18 protein-coding genes are annotated in these 17,108 nt (G+C 49.6%); 5 read left to right on the top strand and 13 right to left on the bottom strand.

Annotation, left to right across the window (positions count from 1 at the left end; genetic code table 11):
- Window position 1: 1 nt before the first annotated feature.
- On the bottom strand, window positions 2–625 hold the full coding sequence (locus tag N8M53_RS04010) for a LysE family translocator (RefSeq protein ID WP_269579973.1): 624 nt from the start codon (window positions 623–625) through the stop codon (window positions 2–4).
- 262 nt (window positions 626–887) lie between these two features.
- Here N8M53_RS04010 and metN point away from each other — a divergent pair, with 262 nt between their 5' ends.
- The 3 genes from metN to metQ are packed head-to-tail and all read left to right on the top strand — an operon-like array spanning window position 888 to window position 3,460.
- A complete protein-coding gene (gene metN / locus N8M53_RS04005) occupies window positions 888–1,922 on the top strand; it encodes a methionine ABC transporter ATP-binding protein MetN (RefSeq protein WP_269579566.1) in 1,035 nt (344 codons plus the stop codon).
- Complete coding sequence (locus N8M53_RS04000; protein ID WP_269579565.1) at window positions 1,912–2,598, top strand: methionine ABC transporter permease; 687 nt, start codon at window positions 1,912–1,914, stop codon at window positions 2,596–2,598. The genes metN and N8M53_RS04000 overlap by 11 nt, the downstream gene beginning before the upstream one ends.
- A 46-nt stretch (window positions 2,599–2,644) precedes the next feature.
- Window positions 2,645–3,460 carry a methionine ABC transporter substrate-binding lipoprotein MetQ gene (gene metQ / locus N8M53_RS03995; RefSeq protein ID WP_046073665.1) on the top strand — a complete coding sequence of 272 codons (816 nt, stop codon included), beginning with the start codon at window positions 2,645–2,647 and terminating at the stop codon, window positions 3,458–3,460.
- Window positions 3,461–3,546: 86 nt separating this feature from the next.
- On the opposite strand, the gene N8M53_RS03990 is transcribed toward metQ, so the two are convergent.
- Together N8M53_RS03990 and N8M53_RS03985 are read right to left on the bottom strand one after the other, a co-directional pair.
- On the bottom strand, window positions 3,547–4,530 hold the full coding sequence (locus N8M53_RS03990) for a GlxA family transcriptional regulator (RefSeq protein WP_269579564.1): 984 nt from the start codon (window positions 4,528–4,530) through the stop codon (window positions 3,547–3,549).
- A 94-nt stretch (window positions 4,531–4,624) separates the two neighbouring features.
- Entirely contained in the window at window positions 4,625–5,401 is a 777-nt protein-coding gene (locus N8M53_RS03985; RefSeq protein WP_269579563.1) for an MBL fold metallo-hydrolase, read from the bottom strand.
- Between the two features lie 186 nt (window positions 5,402–5,587).
- Between N8M53_RS03985 and N8M53_RS03980 the strand changes: the two genes are divergently transcribed.
- Window positions 5,588–6,559 carry a GlxA family transcriptional regulator gene (locus N8M53_RS03980; protein ID WP_269579562.1) on the top strand — a complete coding sequence of 324 codons (972 nt, stop codon included), beginning with the start codon at window positions 5,588–5,590 and terminating at the stop codon, window positions 6,557–6,559.
- Between the two features lie 144 nt (window positions 6,560–6,703).
- Here N8M53_RS03980 and N8M53_RS03975 read toward each other — a convergent pair whose 3' ends face one another.
- From N8M53_RS03975 to N8M53_RS03960, 4 genes are read right to left on the bottom strand one after another with little or no spacing between them, the layout of a single operon-like run.
- Complete coding sequence (locus tag N8M53_RS03975) at window positions 6,704–8,455, bottom strand: BCCT family transporter (protein ID WP_269579561.1); 1,752 nt, start codon at window positions 8,453–8,455, stop codon at window positions 6,704–6,706.
- 29 nt (window positions 8,456–8,484) lie between these two features.
- Window positions 8,485–8,946: a thioesterase family protein gene (locus tag N8M53_RS03970; RefSeq protein WP_269579560.1), complete on the bottom strand. Its 462-nt coding sequence runs from the start codon at window positions 8,944–8,946 to the stop codon at window positions 8,485–8,487.
- Entirely contained in the window at window positions 8,946–9,902 is a 957-nt protein-coding gene (locus N8M53_RS03965) for an L-carnitine dehydrogenase (protein ID WP_269579559.1), read from the bottom strand. Before N8M53_RS03965 ends, N8M53_RS03970 begins: the two co-directional genes overlap by 1 nt.
- Entirely contained in the window at window positions 9,899–10,810 is a 912-nt protein-coding gene (locus N8M53_RS03960) for a 3-keto-5-aminohexanoate cleavage protein (RefSeq protein ID WP_074213135.1), read from the bottom strand. Before N8M53_RS03960 ends, N8M53_RS03965 begins: the two co-directional genes overlap by 4 nt.
- 173 nt (window positions 10,811–10,983) lie before the next feature.
- On the opposite strand from N8M53_RS03960, the gene N8M53_RS03955 reads away from it, so the two are divergent.
- Entirely contained in the window at window positions 10,984–11,211 is a 228-nt protein-coding gene (locus N8M53_RS03955; protein ID WP_269579558.1) for an addiction module antidote protein, read from the top strand.
- Window positions 11,212–11,588: 377 nt separating this feature from the next.
- Here N8M53_RS03955 and N8M53_RS03950 read toward each other — a convergent pair whose 3' ends face one another.
- The 6 genes from N8M53_RS03950 to N8M53_RS03925 all read right to left on the bottom strand — a co-directional run bounded on the left by N8M53_RS03950 (window position 11,589) and on the right by N8M53_RS03925 (window position 17,025).
- Window positions 11,589–13,394: an ATP-binding protein gene (locus N8M53_RS03950; RefSeq protein ID WP_269579557.1), complete on the bottom strand. Its 1,806-nt coding sequence runs from the start codon at window positions 13,392–13,394 to the stop codon at window positions 11,589–11,591.
- On the bottom strand, window positions 13,395–14,588 hold the full coding sequence (locus tag N8M53_RS03945; protein WP_269579556.1) for a hypothetical protein: 1,194 nt from the start codon (window positions 14,586–14,588) through the stop codon (window positions 13,395–13,397).
- A 153-nt stretch (window positions 14,589–14,741) separates the two neighbouring features.
- Entirely contained in the window at window positions 14,742–15,164 is a 423-nt protein-coding gene (locus N8M53_RS03940) for a CBS domain-containing protein (protein WP_025674526.1), read from the bottom strand.
- The gene (locus tag N8M53_RS03935; protein ID WP_069587355.1) at window positions 15,161–15,511 is read right to left on the bottom strand and encodes a P-II family nitrogen regulator; all 351 of its coding nucleotides are present in this window, start codon (window positions 15,509–15,511) and stop codon (window positions 15,161–15,163) included. Before N8M53_RS03935 ends, N8M53_RS03940 begins: the two co-directional genes overlap by 4 nt.
- A gap of 9 nt (window positions 15,512–15,520) precedes the next feature.
- On the bottom strand, window positions 15,521–16,303 hold the full coding sequence (locus N8M53_RS03930) for a DUF1538 domain-containing protein (RefSeq protein WP_069361068.1): 783 nt from the start codon (window positions 16,301–16,303) through the stop codon (window positions 15,521–15,523).
- Window positions 16,300–17,025 carry a DUF1538 domain-containing protein gene (locus N8M53_RS03925; protein ID WP_269579555.1) on the bottom strand — a complete coding sequence of 242 codons (726 nt, stop codon included), beginning with the start codon at window positions 17,023–17,025 and terminating at the stop codon, window positions 16,300–16,302. The genes N8M53_RS03930 and N8M53_RS03925 overlap by 4 nt, the downstream gene beginning before the upstream one ends.
- Window positions 17,026–17,108 lie beyond the last annotated feature (83 nt).

Here is a 17,108-nt window from a genome sequence, read left to right as displayed (position 1 = left end):
CCTATCCCAGCGCCAGCCAAACGCCAACGCCCACCATCAAGGTGCCGGCGACACGGTTGAGCAGTTGCACGTTGCCGCGTTGCTGCAAAAATCGACGCAACGTGCGACCACCGCTGGCGTAAAGCATCAAGCAGCTAAACTCAGTGAGCAAAATAATCAACACCAGCACACTTAACTGGCTAGGCAGCGCCAATTTAGGATTAATAAATGGCGGCAACAGAGAAATCATAAACGCCCAGCCTTTGGGGTTGGCAATCGCGGTGACAAACCCTTGGGTCGCCAAGGACCACGCTGATGCCTCACTGGGGCTGGAATCATCCTCTGCGGGAATCGCCATTTTCCCGCGAGATCGCCACATTTGTACCCCAAGAAACGCCAGATAAGCACCACCGACGTATTTAAACACCTGAAAGATTGACGGATAGTTAAGCATCATGGCCGCCACCCCAATCACCGAGGCAATCGCTACTAGCCCCACACCAATTAACTCGCCCCACATCATATGCAGGCTACGCTTAACCCCGATGGTCATTCCCAACGTCATCGAGAGGGTCATACACATCCCAGGGGTCACGGACACCAGGAAAAAGGTCGGGATAAACAAGGAAAGCATGGTGGTATCAATCAAAGCAGTTGGCATAAAGCGTAATCAGAACAAAGTACTACAGGGGCTTCTAGTAAACGCCCTTTATCGTTTGAGATCAAGCTGACTGTTGAGTTTATAACCAAGCGATTGGACTTATTGCCATTTAGACGTCCAGAAGTAAAAATATCCATTGACTTAATTTTGACTAACTCATAGCATCAATAACCAGAGCGACAGCAAGAATGTGGCACAAGCCGCTGAGTGAGTCTGCTGTGATCAAATTAATCGCCAAGGACATGTGATGATTGAGATAACCAACCTCAACAAGGTATTCGAACTCGGGGAACGCCGAATTCATGCCCTTAATGACATCAACTTATTTATTCCCAAGGGGAAAGTATTTGGTGTGATCGGTGCCTCCGGCGCAGGGAAAAGTACCCTAATCCGGATGGTTAACCTGCTCGAGCGCCCAACCAGCGGCTCAGTCAAAGTGGGTGGCACTAACCTCACTGCGCTACCCAACCGCCAGTTGACCCAAGCGCGCCGTAAAATCGGGATGATTTTCCAACACTTTAATCTGCTTTCGTCACGCACCGTGTTCGACAATATCGCCCTGCCGCTTGAGCTAAGTGGCTCGAGCCGCGATGAGATTGAAACCCGCGTGAGCGAACTGCTCGATCTGGTTGGCTTGGCCGATAAGCGTGATGTGTATCCTGCCAGCCTCAGTGGCGGACAAAAACAACGTGTCGCCATTGCCCGTGCATTGGCGCCAAGCCCCAACGTTCTACTTTGTGATGAAGCCACCAGCGCACTGGATCCGGCCACCACCCAATCGATTTTGTCGCTGCTGCAAACCATCAACCAAAAGCTCAACCTCACCATTTTGCTGATCACCCACGAAATGGACGTGGTCAAACGTATCTGTGACGACGTCGCTATTATTGGCGATGGCGAACTGGTCGAGTCCGGCCCGGTGGGCGAGATTTTTGCGCACCCCAAATCCGACTTGGCGAAACAATTTATTCGCTCAACCCTCGACTTGTCAGTGCCGCATGATTTTGCCCAGCGCTTACAAAAAGAATACTTTAAAGGCAGCTACCCCTTGGTGCGCCTCGAATTTACCGGTGCAACGGTCGATGACCCATTAATCAGCCAGATCTCGCGTCTGTTTGATATCGACATCAGCATTTTAAGCTCAGATATCGACTACGCCGGCGGCGTGAAATTCGGCCTACTGCTTGCAGAAATCATGGGGCCAAAAGAGGCGGTTGAAAACGCCATCACTTACCTCAACAAGCACCATGTCAACACGGAGGTACTTGGCTATGTTGATTGATCAATTCACCCACTGGGTCAATGAAAACAGCGCCCTTATCAACTTGCTGCTCGAAGCCACTGGCCAAACCCTGTATATGGTATTTGCCTCCGGCATCATGGGGTTTGTGATTGGTATCCCACTAGGCGTGCTACTGCATGTGACCAAACCCGGTGGTTTGCTGGGTCAACCACAAGTTAACCAGGTGCTTGGCGCAATCGTGAACATTGGTCGCTCCATCCCCTTTATTATCTTGCTGGTGGCGATTATTCCGTTTACCCGCATGGTGGTTGGCACCTCAATCGGCACCGCGGCGGCGATTGTGCCACTTACCGTCGGCGCGATTCCATTTATTGCCCGCTTGGTTGAGGGGGCGTTACTGGAACTACCGGCAGGGCTAGAAGAAGCGGCCAAAGCGATGGGCGCGAACCCGCTCCAAATTATTTGTAAAGTGCTGATACCGGAAGCACTGCCGGGCATCATCAATGGCGCCACCATTACCTTGGTCACCTTGGTGAGCTACTCAGCCATGGCCGGTGCCGTCGGCGGTGGTGGCCTTGGGGATGTGGGCATCCGCTATGGCTATCAACGCTTTGATACCACCGTCATGCTGATCACCGTTGTGATGCTGGTGGTCTTAGTACAAGCGATTCAATCTTTTGGTGATTACTTGGTGCGACGCGCCGATCACCGCTAAATCAAACACAATAATGACGAATATGTTCCAAACAGGGAGACAGACAATGAAAACCACTATTAAAACGCTACTCGCCACCCTTGGCCTTGCCTCAACTTTGGTGCTGACTGGCTGCGGCGAAAAAGAACAAGCCGCAACCGATAATAACAGCATCACCGTGGGCGTGATGGCCGGCGAAGAGGCACAAGTGGCTGAACATGCGGTGAAAGAAGCGAAAAAGCTCGGTCTTGATGTAGAGCTAGTGACCTTTACCGATTACGTCTCGCCAAACGCGGCACTGGACGATGGTTCGGTCGACGTGAACGCTTTCCAGCATAAACCGTACTTGGACGCACAAATCAAAGACCGTGGTTATGAGTTCGCGATTGCCGGCAACACCTTTGTGTATCCGATTGCAGCGTATTCTTACAAGCTAGATAGCGTCGAGGATCTACCAGAAGGCGGTAAAATTGCGGTGCCAAACAACCCATCGAACCTGGGCCGTTCACTGGTATTGCTTGAGCAGCAAGGCATCATCAAGCTCAAAGAAGGTGCAGGCATCAACGCTACCAAACTGGATATCGTTGAGAATCCGAAAAATGTGGAAATCATCGAGCTAGAAACCCCACAACTGCCTCGCTCATTGGAAGATGTGGACTTGGCTATCATCAACAACACCTTTGCCGCCGGCGTGGGCCTGACGCCAAACAAAGACGGCATCTTTGTTGAAGACAAAGAGTCACCCTACGTGAACCTGATTGTGGCGCGCAAAGACAACGTCGACGCAGAAAACGTCAAAACCTTTGTTAAAGCCTACCAAACTGATGCGGTTTACAACGCCGCGATGGAAATCTTTGACGGCGCCGTGGTAAAAGGCTGGTAAGCCGCTAAGCACAACACATTGAAATATGATTAAGCCCGCACTGAAAAGTGCGGGCTTTTTGATGCAGAGAACAACACAACTGACACTTAGGTCTGATTATTGGGTTGACGATAAAACGCTTTTCTCCACTGATTAGGCGTCACTTCATAGCGCGCTTTAAACTTTTCTCTGAACATAAGCACCGAGCTAAAGCCTGTTTTTTCGACAACCTGCTCGATAGATAAGTCCGTAGATTCAAGCAAATCTTGAGCGACATTCAGTCGCTCGGTGGTCAACCACTCTCCAAATGACATTCCTGTCGCCCGGCTAAATTTTCTGGTAAACGTGCGGCGGGTCATCATCACAGACTCAGCGAGCACATCCAATGAGTGCTTTTGACTGAGGTTACGTCTGATGTTCTCCATTAACGCATTGATACGAGAATCGGATGACGTCACCGGTATGGGTTGGTCGATAAACTGAGCTTGTCCACCATCACGATATGGCGGCACGACCATTCTTCTTGCCACTCGGTTTGCAATGGTACTGCTGTAGAGCTTGCGGAAAATATAGAGACAACAGTCAATCCCGGCAGCCGTACCTGCTGAAGTGATCACGCGATTATCCTCAACATACAAGGCATTCGTATCCAGTAAAACACACGGAAACCGTTGGCTAAAGTCTTGTTCTAGTTCCCAATGTGTCGACGCTCGCCTTCCTACCAGCAAGTCCGCATAGGCAAGCACATAGCTGCCAAGACATAAACCAACAACGAATGCGCCTCGGGCATGAGCACGTTGAAGCGCAGCAAGCAGTGCTTCATTGGGACGTTCATCAATGGTTCGCCAATAGGGAATGACGATGATGTCGCTGTGCGCTAGCGCATCCAGCTGATGCTCAGTATGAATTTCCATACCAATATCGGAAAGAATGGGACCAGGTTCTCCTGCGACTAACTTGAGGTCAAAAAAAGCCTCACTCAACGTGCTAGGCCCAAACACAATACTCGGGACTGAAATATGAAATGGGCTAAAGTGATTAAAAACGACAATAGCCACCGAGGGGAGTTTGTTACTGTCTGTGGGATACATAGGCCATTTCCATCGTTAAAACACAGAGTAATGAAGACGCACTACTCTGTGTTGCTCACCAGCACGGCATCTTATGATGCTTTATTGACTCACCCTAAAGGGTCACTGTCTCACCATCTTCTGGCACAAACACACACTCATGGATCATGTTTGCTTTTGCATAAGCGCGCATTTCTTGCGTTGTTACCAACGCATGATTCACTGCTCCCATATGTGTGGCGACAATTTTAGCTTCAGGAAGCACTTGATGTGTTTTGAGCACATCTTCCTTACCCATGATAATAGGGCCGAAACCAAGGACATGTGCCCAACCTGTGTTGAGAATAACCACACCTGGCTGTTGTTTTATCATGGTTTGTTCAACACTTGGGATCCAGATCGTATCACCAACCAAATACAGCTTTTCCTCCGTCGCGTGCGAGAAGATAACCCCCGTCACTTCACCTAGTCTGTCCGCCATTTGTTCATTTTGAAAAGCAGCATCAGAGCCGTGTTGGCATACCGTGCGGATAAATGAAATACCATGATAATCAACCTCTTCAGAAAAGATCTGCACATTGGTAAACCCTTGAGAGCGTAAAATGGCCTCATCCCCCTCATGTTGCACAAAAATCGTTTTATCTTTGGGGATTATGTTCACGGCAGCCTCATCCCAGTGATCTGGGTGCGTATGAGTTAATAACACCGCGTCCACATCAATAATACTTTCAATCGGTAAAGGTAATTCAACGGTGGGGTTCGATAGGTGCGAATTGGCTGTGCCTTCAAAGCCGGGGTACGCCCCCTTCGGGGCTAACATCGGGTCAATGAGGAATTTTTTACCCGCATATTCAATTATTTGTGTTGCATTACGAATTTGTGTGATTTTCATGATTGCGCTCCAGTGTCACTATGCTTTGCGTTAGTGACGAAATAATAAGCACTAAACCACACGCTCAAAAGTGGCTAAAAGGACATATAAGGATAGTATCGGGACAAATACGGTCCCCCTTAACTTGACCCCCACACCGGCGGCCAGTCATCATACCCTCCCTATTTTTACGCTTGGTGTGCGGTCATGCGTCTTGAATACACAGGCCCGATGCCAGAATGTATCGGCTTTCTTTTACTGCCCCGCTTCTCGATGATGGCCTTTTTCTCTGCCGTCGAGCCACTGCGTATTGCCAACCAAATCAGTGGCAAGCCGCTATTTGATTGGCAAATGATCAGTGAGGATGGCAAACCGGTGAAGGCGTCTAACGGCATGTCATTGCTGGCCGACAAAGCCATTGATGCGGTGCATGACCTGCCCTCACTGGCCGTGTGTAGCGGCTTTGATCCTGAAGCCTATTTAAGCCGCCCCTTAATGCGCTGGCTGCACCGTCTTGATGCGGCAGGCTGTGCACTCGGTGGGCTCGATACCGGCTGCTTTTTGCTTGCCGCTGCCGACTTGCTCAAGGGTGAGCGAGTCACCTTACATTGGGAAAGCCTGCCCTCGTTTCAAGAGCGCTTTCCGGAGGTGAAAACCTCAGATGAGCTATTTGAGCTGGGACAACGGCGTTTTTCATGCGCAGGGGGCGCAGCGGCGATGGACATGGCGCTGGATGTGATTGCGCGTCGCCATGGCACCCAGTTAGCGATCGATGTCTCTGAGCAGCTAGTGCACGAGCGCATTCGTACTCGACGTGATCAACAGCGAATGACACTCGCCCGCCGTTTAGGCACCCATCGCCGACGTCTGGTCGAAGCGGTGGATGTGATGGAACGCCATATAGAATCCCCGCTGCCTTTATCGGAGGTGGCTCAGCGCAGTGGTATCTCGCTTCGCCATCTGCAACGGCTTTTTGACAGCGAGCTGAACCAGTCACCACGAAGCTGGTATTTGGGATTGCGGCTAGAGCGTGCCCATTATTTGCTAAAAGAAACCGATCTTGATGTGTTATCGGTGGGATTGGCGTGTGGCTTTAGCTCAAGCTCGAGTTTTTCCCGCGCGTTTCGCACCCACTACGGTGTGTCACCGCGCCAGACGCGCAAAGCCCAAAGCCAGTAAAAGAAGAAAGGCAAGATAGATACAAAAGCCGCTCACCCCACTACCTTGATCGGTAACGGAGTGAGCGGATATCGCGTTCAAAGCGTCACAAGGCGACGCCCTAAGCCACTCTTTTTGGGCAGCCCGCTACTTTTTGGCGAATCGCTATTTTTTCGCCGCCACTAGCGAGCGGCGCGATTCACCAAACAGTGAGATCAGCACCCCGGCAGTCATCACTAGGATCACCACGCTCAGTGGCAAGGCTGCCGCGATCAACGCCGTCTGTAGCGCCTTAAGGCCGCCGGCCATTAGCAGCGTCGCCGCCACCAAGCCAATTACCACGCCCCAGATAATACGGAAACGCCGCGGCGGCTCCTCGTCACCCAGAGATAAGATGGTTGTCAGCACCAAGGTGCCCGAGTCCGACGAGGTCACAAACCAGCTCATCAGCAAGAACACCATCAGAGCCGAGAGTATCCAGCCGAACGTCCCGGTACCGACAATGCCATCAGCTGCCGCAAATAAGGCCGCTGGCAGCTCCCAAGCATTAACCAAGTCGATAATGCCGGCACTGCCCACACCACCACTGGCATACAGCTCTTGATAGATAGCATTGCCGCCAAAAATCACCAACCAAACAAAGATCAGTAAGGTAGGCACAAACAATACCCCCAACACGAACTCACGCAAGGTGCGCCCTTTGGAAATACGCGCAATAAACAACCCTACAAACGGCGCCCAGGCAAGCCACCAGCCCCAATAGAAAATAGTCCAAGCCTGCTGCCAATCTACCGTACCCGGCTCATCGGCAAACCACAGCCCCATCGGGATAAAGTTAATCGCATAGTCGAGTAAGGTCTCGCCAAACGCGCCGAACAGCCACAGTGTGGGGCCGCCAATTAAAAAGACGCCAACCACAAACACCGACACCCAAATATTCATCTGCGAGATAATACGGATCCCGCGGCGCACACCAGAGACCGCCGAGACAATCGAGATAAACGAAATTACCGCAATCAACACCAGTTGGGTCGATAAGCCAGAGGCGATACCCATCAAGCGCTCCAGCCCCACGGCCATTTGACTCACGCCAAGCCCGAGTGAAGTCGCCACGCCAAACACGCAACCCAGCACCCCGAGGATGTCAAACAGATGGCCCCAGGCGCCGAAAATACGATCACCGATAAAAGGATAAAGCGCCGAGCGCAGGGCCAAAGGGAGTTGCTTACGGTAGGCAAAATACGCCAGCGACATACCGACAATCACATAGATGGCCCAGCCATGCAGCCCCCAGTGGAACACGGTGACCCGCAGCGCATCGATCGCGCGCTCATAGCCAATGGCCGCCGCGCCCGCCATATCGGCGTGGGGATTGTTGGGGTAACCAAATCCACCGGTGTTATCGAGATAAAAGATGGGTTCGGCCACCCCAAAAAACAGGATGCCAATACCAATGCCGGCAGAAAACAGCATCGAGAACCAGGAGAAGTTACTAAACTCCGGGCGACTGTCATCAGGGCCGAGGCGCACGTTGCCATACTTGCTGAAAACGATAAAACCGCACACGGTCAATAGCAGCATCACGGTGACCAGGTAGTAGCCACTAAAGGTACTTTCAATCCAGGTGCGCGTGGTGCCAAACAAGACACTGGCCGTCTCGGATTGAAATCCTGTGAACAATACAAACGCCAGTACCAATACGGCTGAACAAATGGTCATGCCGCGGTGCATGCCTTGGAAGAAGCCACCTTGCGCAAGCTCGGTGACCATATAATCGGTCGAGGTAGCAGCCTGCTGGCTGTCACCGCGTTGGGGTGAGTTTGGGGGTGTTGAAGTAGCGATAATGATTCCTCCTTGAGCCGGAAGTCGGGCCGGCGATCCCGTAATCCGCCCAGGCTCTGCTGGGCGGGACCTCATGATGGCTCACCATCTCGGTGACGACGCGCTCACTGCCTACTGGGTAGGCCGATGCGACGCCCAGCAAGCTGGGGCCACTCATTGTCGGATGCGGCAGGCAGCCGCTCAATCAAGCTGGCGACAGCATCCGGAAACGGCGCGGGGCGACCGGTTTGCGTATCGATGCCCATCAGCATCTGCTCGCTGGTGGCCAGCACCTCACCTTGGCTATCACACATTTGCATAAACACGTGCAGGCGCTTTTGATCCCGCGCTAACACAGTCACGTCGACCACCAAGGTCTGGCCTTGATGCGCCTCACGTCGATAACACAAATGGGTTTCTAGGGTATAAATGGTATAGCCATGCTGGGTGCGGCCGGCGTCATCCAAGCCAATGGTGGCCATTAGCGCATCGACACCCAGCGAGAACACGCGCGCATACTCGGCATCATTCATGTGCCCGTTATAATCGACCCATTCGGTCGCGACGTCTATCGTTAACAGTGCCATTAGATGCGCCCTTCCAAACCTTCAGCCTCTGGCCAGTACTTCTGCGCCAAGTCTAAAAGCTCGACCAAAAACGCATCACGGCGACGATCTAGCTCAGAGACGGGACGACCCGCGGCTTGGTGTTCACAGCCTTCGACCACTTTATCAATCAGCTCATCGGTGAGCTCTGGCGCTTCGAGTTTGGTCCACGGCAGTTTTAGCGCCGGGCCGAACTGCTCTAGCATATGGCGCATGCCCTGCTCGCCACCGGCCAAGTGGAAGGTTAAGAAGGTGCCCATCAGTGACCAGCGCAGACCACAGCCATAAACCACTGCCGCATCAATCTCTTCAGTCGTGGCCACCCCGTCGTTCACCAGGTGCAAGGCTTCACGCCATAGCGCTTCCATCAAGCGGTCAGCAATATGCCCCTCGATTTCGCGCTTAACCACCAAGGGACGCATTGCCAGCGCTTGGTAAAGTGCATGGGCGCAGTCAATATGATCCGATTGAGTGGCTTCGCCGCCGACTAGTTCGACTAGCGGCAGCAAGTACACCGGATTGAATGGATGCGCCACCATCACCCGCCCTGGGTGGTTATGGCAATCCGTCTGCAGCTCAGTGGGTTTAAAGCCAGAGGTCGATGAGCCAATAATCGCGCTTGGCGCCGCGGCAGCATCAATCGCCGCCAAGGTCTCACGCTTAATATCGATGCGCTCCGGCACATTCTCTTGGATCAGATCGGCCTCTTTCACCGCCTGCTCAAGGCTATCGACAAAGGTTAACCGGGCAGGATCTGCGCCGTCGGCGAGCCCGAGTTTTTCTAACGATGGCCAGGCATTGGCCACAAAGGCACGGGTGCGAGTGGGCGCTTGTGGGTCAGGGTCATAGGCAACCACGTCCCAACCTTGCGCCAAAGCACGCGCAATCCAGCCATTACCAATCACACCGGTGCCGATAACCGCTAACTGCTTGCTCATTGGTCACCTCCTTCAACCGGCTTGCCCGTCTTAGGGTCAACCAGTTTCAGCGCGGCGCGCGTTTGTGCGGGTGTCATAATGCGACCACCAAGGTTTTCAATAATGGTGCTCGCCTTTTCTACCAAGCCACCGTTGGTCGCCATTACCCCTTTTTCTAAATAGAGGTTATCTTCCAAGCCCACGCGCGCATGGCCACCCAGCAACATGGCTTGCGCCACCATCGGCATCTGATGACGACCAATTCCAAACGCCGCCCAGTTGGCGTTTTCGGGCAACTTATTGCGCATGGCCAGCATGGTTTCGGTGTCTGCTTCCGCGCCCCACGGAATGCCTAAGCAAAGCTGAAACAACGGATCGCCCTCAAGCAAACCTTCTTTTTGTAGCTGGCGGGCAAACCAAACATGGCCTAAGTCAAAGCACTCCAGCTCGGCTTTCACGCCAGCAGCCTGCACCATACGGGCTTGCTCACGTAGCCAGTCAGCAGTGTTGATGTACACCATGTCGCCAAAGTTCAGGCTGCCGCAATCTAGGGTACACAGCTCAGGCAATAGCTCGCCCACTGGCGCATGACGCTCGGCTGGGGTTTGCATATCGGTGCCCGGGCCACCACGGCTTGGGTCTTGGGCATCCGGCACCCAATCACCGCCGCCACCGCCAGTGATATTCATGACAATATCGACGTCTGATTCGCGAACGCGCTCCATCACCTCACGGAAGTGATCAATATTGTGGCTAATGCCGCCTGTTTCAGGGTCACGCACGTGAATATGAGCGACACTGGCACCAGCACGCGCCGCCTCAATACAGTTGTCGGCAATCTGTTTTGGCGTAATTGGCACATTGGGGTTTTTGCCCGTGGTATCGCCCGCACCGGTAACGGCGCAGGTAAGAATGACGCTGCGATTCATGTTCGGCCTCTTGTCGCTTGATTAAACTGGCCACAGTGTGTCGGGAATACAGCGTCAAAACTTGACACTAAGCGACATAAAAACAGCAAAAAGAGACATTGTGAGTTACTGGCAGGCTGACGGAATGGCGCAAACAAATCACGGTAGAGCGCTAAACGTGATAGCGGTTACCGATGATAACGACACCCCCATTTGACCCAGCAGAGTTCTTGGACAACCAAGAAGTACTTCAAGCTTACTTAGACGAAGCGGTGCAAACGGGCGATCCCGCATTTATCGCCGATGCGTTGGGTGTGATCGCACGTGCCAAAGGAATAGCTGATATTGATAAGCAAACCGGTCTTTCACGAGAAACGCTCTACCGTACTCTCAGCCAAAAAGGCAATCCCTCAAGGCACTGATCGCGATTGTGAATGCGTTAGGGATGGAGTTGAGGCTTGGTGGTTCGAAGTCAGTGAAGTCATAGTGGCTATTGCGGTGCTGCTATCAAATTTAGAATGTCACTCAGCTGGCCATACTGTGAAATGAACAAGCCCGCACTAAATAATTCGGGTTTTGAGTGGAGTGACACGAAAAGGATAAGTCGGACGTCATTATGGCTTGGCAATGGACAATGCCTTATTATTATTTTTGCTAAATTAGCATATAACGGATTATTCAAGGCATTGCAAAATCTCTTATCTAGTGGCCAATTTTACTCATCCACTACAGTACCCGATGCTCACATGGAAAAGATATAGCAATAGCCGCCAATAACTGGCGGCTTTTTAATAATGGCTTAATCTTCGTTATTCCTCTCCTCGTTAAGTCCCCATAGCTCAACGAGGTCAACGTCATCACTATCAGGTCGACTTCCTTTGTTCTCGATATATTCAACCTGCATGACTATTGGTAAATCGAAGGCTGTACCAGTAACAACACATGCACCTTTGGATAGGTTTGGTATCAGGCTCTTAGACATTTTATCTAATGTGCTTATTGTGTTGTCGATAAGGAACAAATCTCTATCGTTCACTAGCCTATGAATAAAGAAGTTATGCAATTGTGACATTATTGTTGGTGATATGTCTGCGGGTCTTTGACTAGACAAAGTAAGGTAGATTCCAAACTTACGTCCTTCTTTAATTATCTCCTCAAACATCTCTAGTCTGTAATCTTTCCATATTTCTCGTTCACGATTTGATTGATGTGACAAAATGTTATGCGCTTCATCAATTATGAAGTGCAAAGTTTTGTCTGGTGGGGCTTTCACGCTATCACGATGACTTTGATAAAACATTTTGGCAAGTAACAACGGAACAACTTTCTTTACATCCTGATTACAGTCCCTTAGCGATATGACGTTTAGTAATTCAAAATCAGCGTCGATAGTGTCTTGTACTGTGAAAATTTTTCTTAAATCGTAAACGGAGCTTTCGACTCTCTTCAATAGAGGTTGGATGTGCTCAAATTGAATGTGTCCGCGCAAAAGATCTCTAAGAAGTTGAACGTTAATACGGACTATTAACTCGTCAAACTCATCAATTTCCGTAAGATTAATTCTATCTATGAGTGGTGCTATGTGGACATCAAAAGACTCCTGTTTGCCAAACCATATCCAACTTTCATAAGGCCCAATATCTATTACAAACTTGTCGTTACGCCAACCAACTTGGTTTAGCTTCTGAATAAGTGGTTCGTGTTGGAGATGCTTTGCTATTACTTTAAGATGAATTAAGGATTCATTGTTGTGTGCAGTTGTCACGAAGCATAATTCGAAAGTTTTTTTAACATAATTCTTTATGCTACTCGCTAAATTCTTGTACTTATTTCTTCCTTCAATCACTCGATTTATGAATGGTGTTTGTGTGTTGGCAGTTGCTTGAAATAGTAGTGCTAAGATTTCAGTGTTCCACAACTGAGCGCTTGCCAAAGGAAGTTTATCTCCAGCTTTCTTTCCAGTACTCAGCTTGAATGAATTCTTGTTATCAGCATTTTTAATAAGCTGGTTGCCAGTGTATTCACCGTTAAAATCAACTAGTAGAAACTGACTCTTTTCTTTCAGATTATCTTCAAAGTTAGTGAATAATTCAGCGTATAGTTTTGTAAGCGTGTTTGACTTACCGCTTCCAGTGTTACCGAAAATGCCAATATGACTATTAAAGATCTTATTCCAAGGGAGGAATACAGGAAGTTCTTCTTTAAGCATCGTACCAATCTTGAACTTTCCATCGTTTTCCTGACTAAAGACTTTTATAACCTGACTTTCATTAAGTAGATAGGCCTGATCTTTGATCATTGGCATGAGTTTGATGCCGTCTTTGAAATTACCTTGTTCAAAGTAACCTATTGGTTTTGCTTCTACCTTACGGATGTATTGGATCTTGGTGTCGTCTAGCTCAAATCGTTTCTCATCTAGATATTCACCTTCAACGACACAAACGATTAGACAGAAACCACGCTTAATGCCGATGTATTCACGTATAGAAACACCTTTGTACTTCTTTCCATCGTGAAACATAGTTTCCAAGCTTGATTCATCATAGATGCGTAGAGTGACTTGAGTACCACGAACCGCAATGACTTCACCTACGTTAATGCTCATTTAGACATCATCCCTGAGCAAGTCAGCATTGAATACTGCTTTGTTGAATTTAGTGAAATCTAAATTTTCACCGTCGAACTTTATTAGTGTGACGTTTTTATAACCACTAAAGTACCTATGCATAGTTTCATGCTCTTTGTCATTAAAGCAGCAAACGAATACTTGTAGAGTGCTGTTAGACAGTGAACGTTTAATCAAGTTACGGATGTGTTCATCAGCGAATGAAAAAGCAAAGCTAATTAAAATTGAATTTTTCTCTTCCAAACGATAGCTAAGCAATCGAAGCATTTGGTAATAATGCTCTTCAAAGACGGTCTCGTGAAACTTCCACTTAGTTGGATTTACAATAGGAAGTCTATAGTAAGACTCCCAAAATTCATTTCGAACTTCTTCACTAATCTCCACATTAAGGCCTAGTAAATCTTGTGTTGTTTTGTTTTCATTGTTTAGTATTTTACTGAGTTCATCAAGGCTTTCTCTAGCTTGCTCAGGAATGACAACGGCAGTATCAAGGGAGTTGTATTCTACCTTTATAGTATCCCTTGATTTACGCCAATAAACAGAGCCATGTAGATTGATAAAGTTGATTTGTGGAATATCAGATGAGTTTCGTCCAAATATCCCTGATTGACATACGTAATTATTAAAGTTTCGCGCTGATAGCGTTCTTTCGAGGAAGCCACTTGAACCGTCATTGATGTGGAATTCAAGATTCCCTTTCTTAATCAGTTTGTCTGCTACTAATGGTACACAGCCATCGTAGTTAGTAGTAAAAAGGTTACAACGCCTTTGAAAGTCACTTTTCTGTTGCAACAGCCTTACTATAGAGTCAATGAAAGTCGCATAATTTTTGATAACACCTTTTCTTCGCTCTATTTTTTTACAGACTTCACACTGCTCGTCGTTCGTACATTCATCATCATGAGGAATACGAATATCGACAAGATGAAAATCACACACTGGCTTTATAATATTTTCGTAATAGTACATAAACAGCAAAGCATGATGACTTTTATACTTCTCCCCAAGGTTATCTAGCTTAGTTGCGAGCGTTTCAATCGTTTCATTATTTTTGTCATTGTCAGAGTCTTTGAGAGGCAACCATAGAGTCGGGAATAAACCACTGGAGGCTCCCGCACCGATAAGAAAGTTGAGTTTGTGTTGGTAGATCTCGTTTAAGGGTATAGTTGCCATTTAGACTCATCACTGAATTGATAAACTTAATATGTAATAGTAAATCTATTAGATGAAGTCAGTCAAAGAGTAACATTTATAAATAGCGTATATATCCGCTAACATAAGGAGTTGTGCACAAACAACTCCCAAACAAAACATCTACCTACTCCCCTAATCCTTCCTATGCTGGCTCTCTACTTCTTCGGCGAGCATGCCGTAGATCACGATCAGGTTATAACTGACCATACCGAGGACTTGGCCGTTTTCGATAACAGGAGCGCGGCTGATGCCGAAGCGTTCGAATAAACGGGCGCAGTATTTCACATTCATATTGGGGGAGACGCTAAGCGCGGGTTTGGTCATAATTTCATAAACATTCACCCGTGATGGCGCGCGGTTTTTGGCGAGCACTTTTTTGGCAATATCGTTCATTAACACAATGCCGAATTCGTCATGCTCATCGCGTTTATTGACGATAATCGCTTTCACTTCTTGTTCGCGTGCAATGCGGATTGCTTCTTCGACCGTGGTGAGCCCATCAATACACACGGCATGGGCATGCATCACATCTCTTACCGTTTTATGTTGTTTCATAACTCGTCCTTCACCACTTCGGTTAATTCTCGCATTTGGTGGGCCACGCCCACGGCATCTTCCACATCTATTTGCACCGCAATGCCACTGCCGGAGGTGGCATCAAACTCGCCCACGTCATTAATGGTTTCGAGTATGGCGCGTGATAAGTGCTCTTCCACCAGGAAGATGGCCACGTCTCGCTGCACATCCAGCGTCAGCCCTAAAAAGGTTTTCTTTTTCACCAAGCCTTCGCCACGCGCGTTGTTAATAATAGTGGCGCCGGTAGCGCCGGCTTGTCTGGCGGCATCGAGCACCGCATCGGTTTTGGCATCTTCAATAAACGCCATGATTAACTTGAACCGCATAGGCTCTCCTTACGATGAACGCTGTGCGTGCTTTTTCTGTAAATAGGCTGTGATTTGGGCATAGCCCATCACGGTGATCATCGGAAACAAACTGGCAAACGCAATTAAGCCAAACCCATCAAGCATCGGGTTTCTTCCCGGTACGGTGGATGCTAGCCCCAACCCCAGCGCCGTCACCAAGGGTACGGTGACGGTTGAGGTGGTCACCCCGCCAGAATCATAGGCCAAAGGCACGATAAACGGCGGGGCAAAATAGGTTTGGATCACCACCACTACATAGCCGGTGATGATGTAATAATGGAGCGGATCGCCTACCACAATGCGATAGCACCCCAAGGCAATCCCCATGGCGACTCCGAGCGCCACCGAGGCGCGCAACCCATTCACCCGAATCGCGCCGCCCGACACTTTAGCCGCTTTGATTGCCACCGCAATTAACGAGGGCTCAGCCACCGTGGTACTAAAACCAATCGCCGCGGCAAACAGATACACCCAGTAATAGGCTTGCCAGTTAATCTCGCCGCCGGCTTTAAGCGCTGCGCCGACAAAATCGGGAGCGGTCAGCTGCTCGGCCATCGACGAACCGAGCGGGAATAGCGCCAGCTCCAGCCCCATTAAAAACAGGCTTAAGCCCAAGATGACATAAAAAAAACCGAGAAAGATCCGTTTGGGGTTGTTTAGCGCTTTGCGCAATACAAACAGCTGAAAGCCAAAGATGATCGCGATAATCGGGATCACATCGCGCACGGTGGAGAAAAAGGTGTCGAGAAACAAAGTGAGTGGATTGTTCATGCCACCACCATGCCGTAGACCATCACGAAGATCATCGGTGACAAGGAAGCAAAGGCAATCAAGCCAAAGCCATCCACCATGGGGTTGCGCCCTTTAATCACGGTCGCCAGCCCAACGCCGAGCGCGGTGACCAATGGCACTGTAATGGTCGAGGTGGTCACCCCACCCGAGTCGTAGGCAATACCGATAATACTCGGCGGTGCGACCATGGTCATCGCTACCACCAGCAAATAACCGCCAATAATTAAACGGTGGATCGGCCAGCCTTTCATGATCCGAACCACACCCAGCACGATCGCAAAGCCGACCGAGAGCGCTACGGTTAACCGCAGGCCGTTGGCATAGCTGTCTTTGGCCGCTTCGCTGGTGTGTATCATCCCACCGTTAGCGGCGACATCTGCCGCCTCTGCCGCCACTGCGGTGAGTGCGGGTTCGGCAATGGTGGTGCCAAAGCCGAGCAAAAACGCGAACGCCACCAACCAGCCTAAGCTGCCTTTATGTGCAAGAGAGTGCGCCATCGATTCGCCAATCGGGAATAGCCCCATGTCTAAGCCGTATACAAATAGAGTCAGTCCCACGACCACCAGCACTAACCCAAAGGTAATTGAAATCCAGTTGGGCAGCGGTTGTTGCAGGACAATCACCTGAAAAAAGCCAATCACTAGGATGATGGGTAACAGATCGCGAAAGCTTCCTAGCAATGATTTGAATAACGCTTGCATGTAGGCGACATGACTCCCTGCGTAGTAAAATGAAAAACACACCTTTTATGTGCCTATTTATGTTAGCACTCCCAATTTGGCGT

It is taken from the genome of Salinivibrio kushneri (assembly GCF_027286325.1).
GTDB lineage: Bacteria > Pseudomonadota > Gammaproteobacteria > Enterobacterales > Vibrionaceae > Salinivibrio > Salinivibrio kushneri_A.
This window is presented reverse-complemented; position numbering and strand designations above follow the sequence as displayed.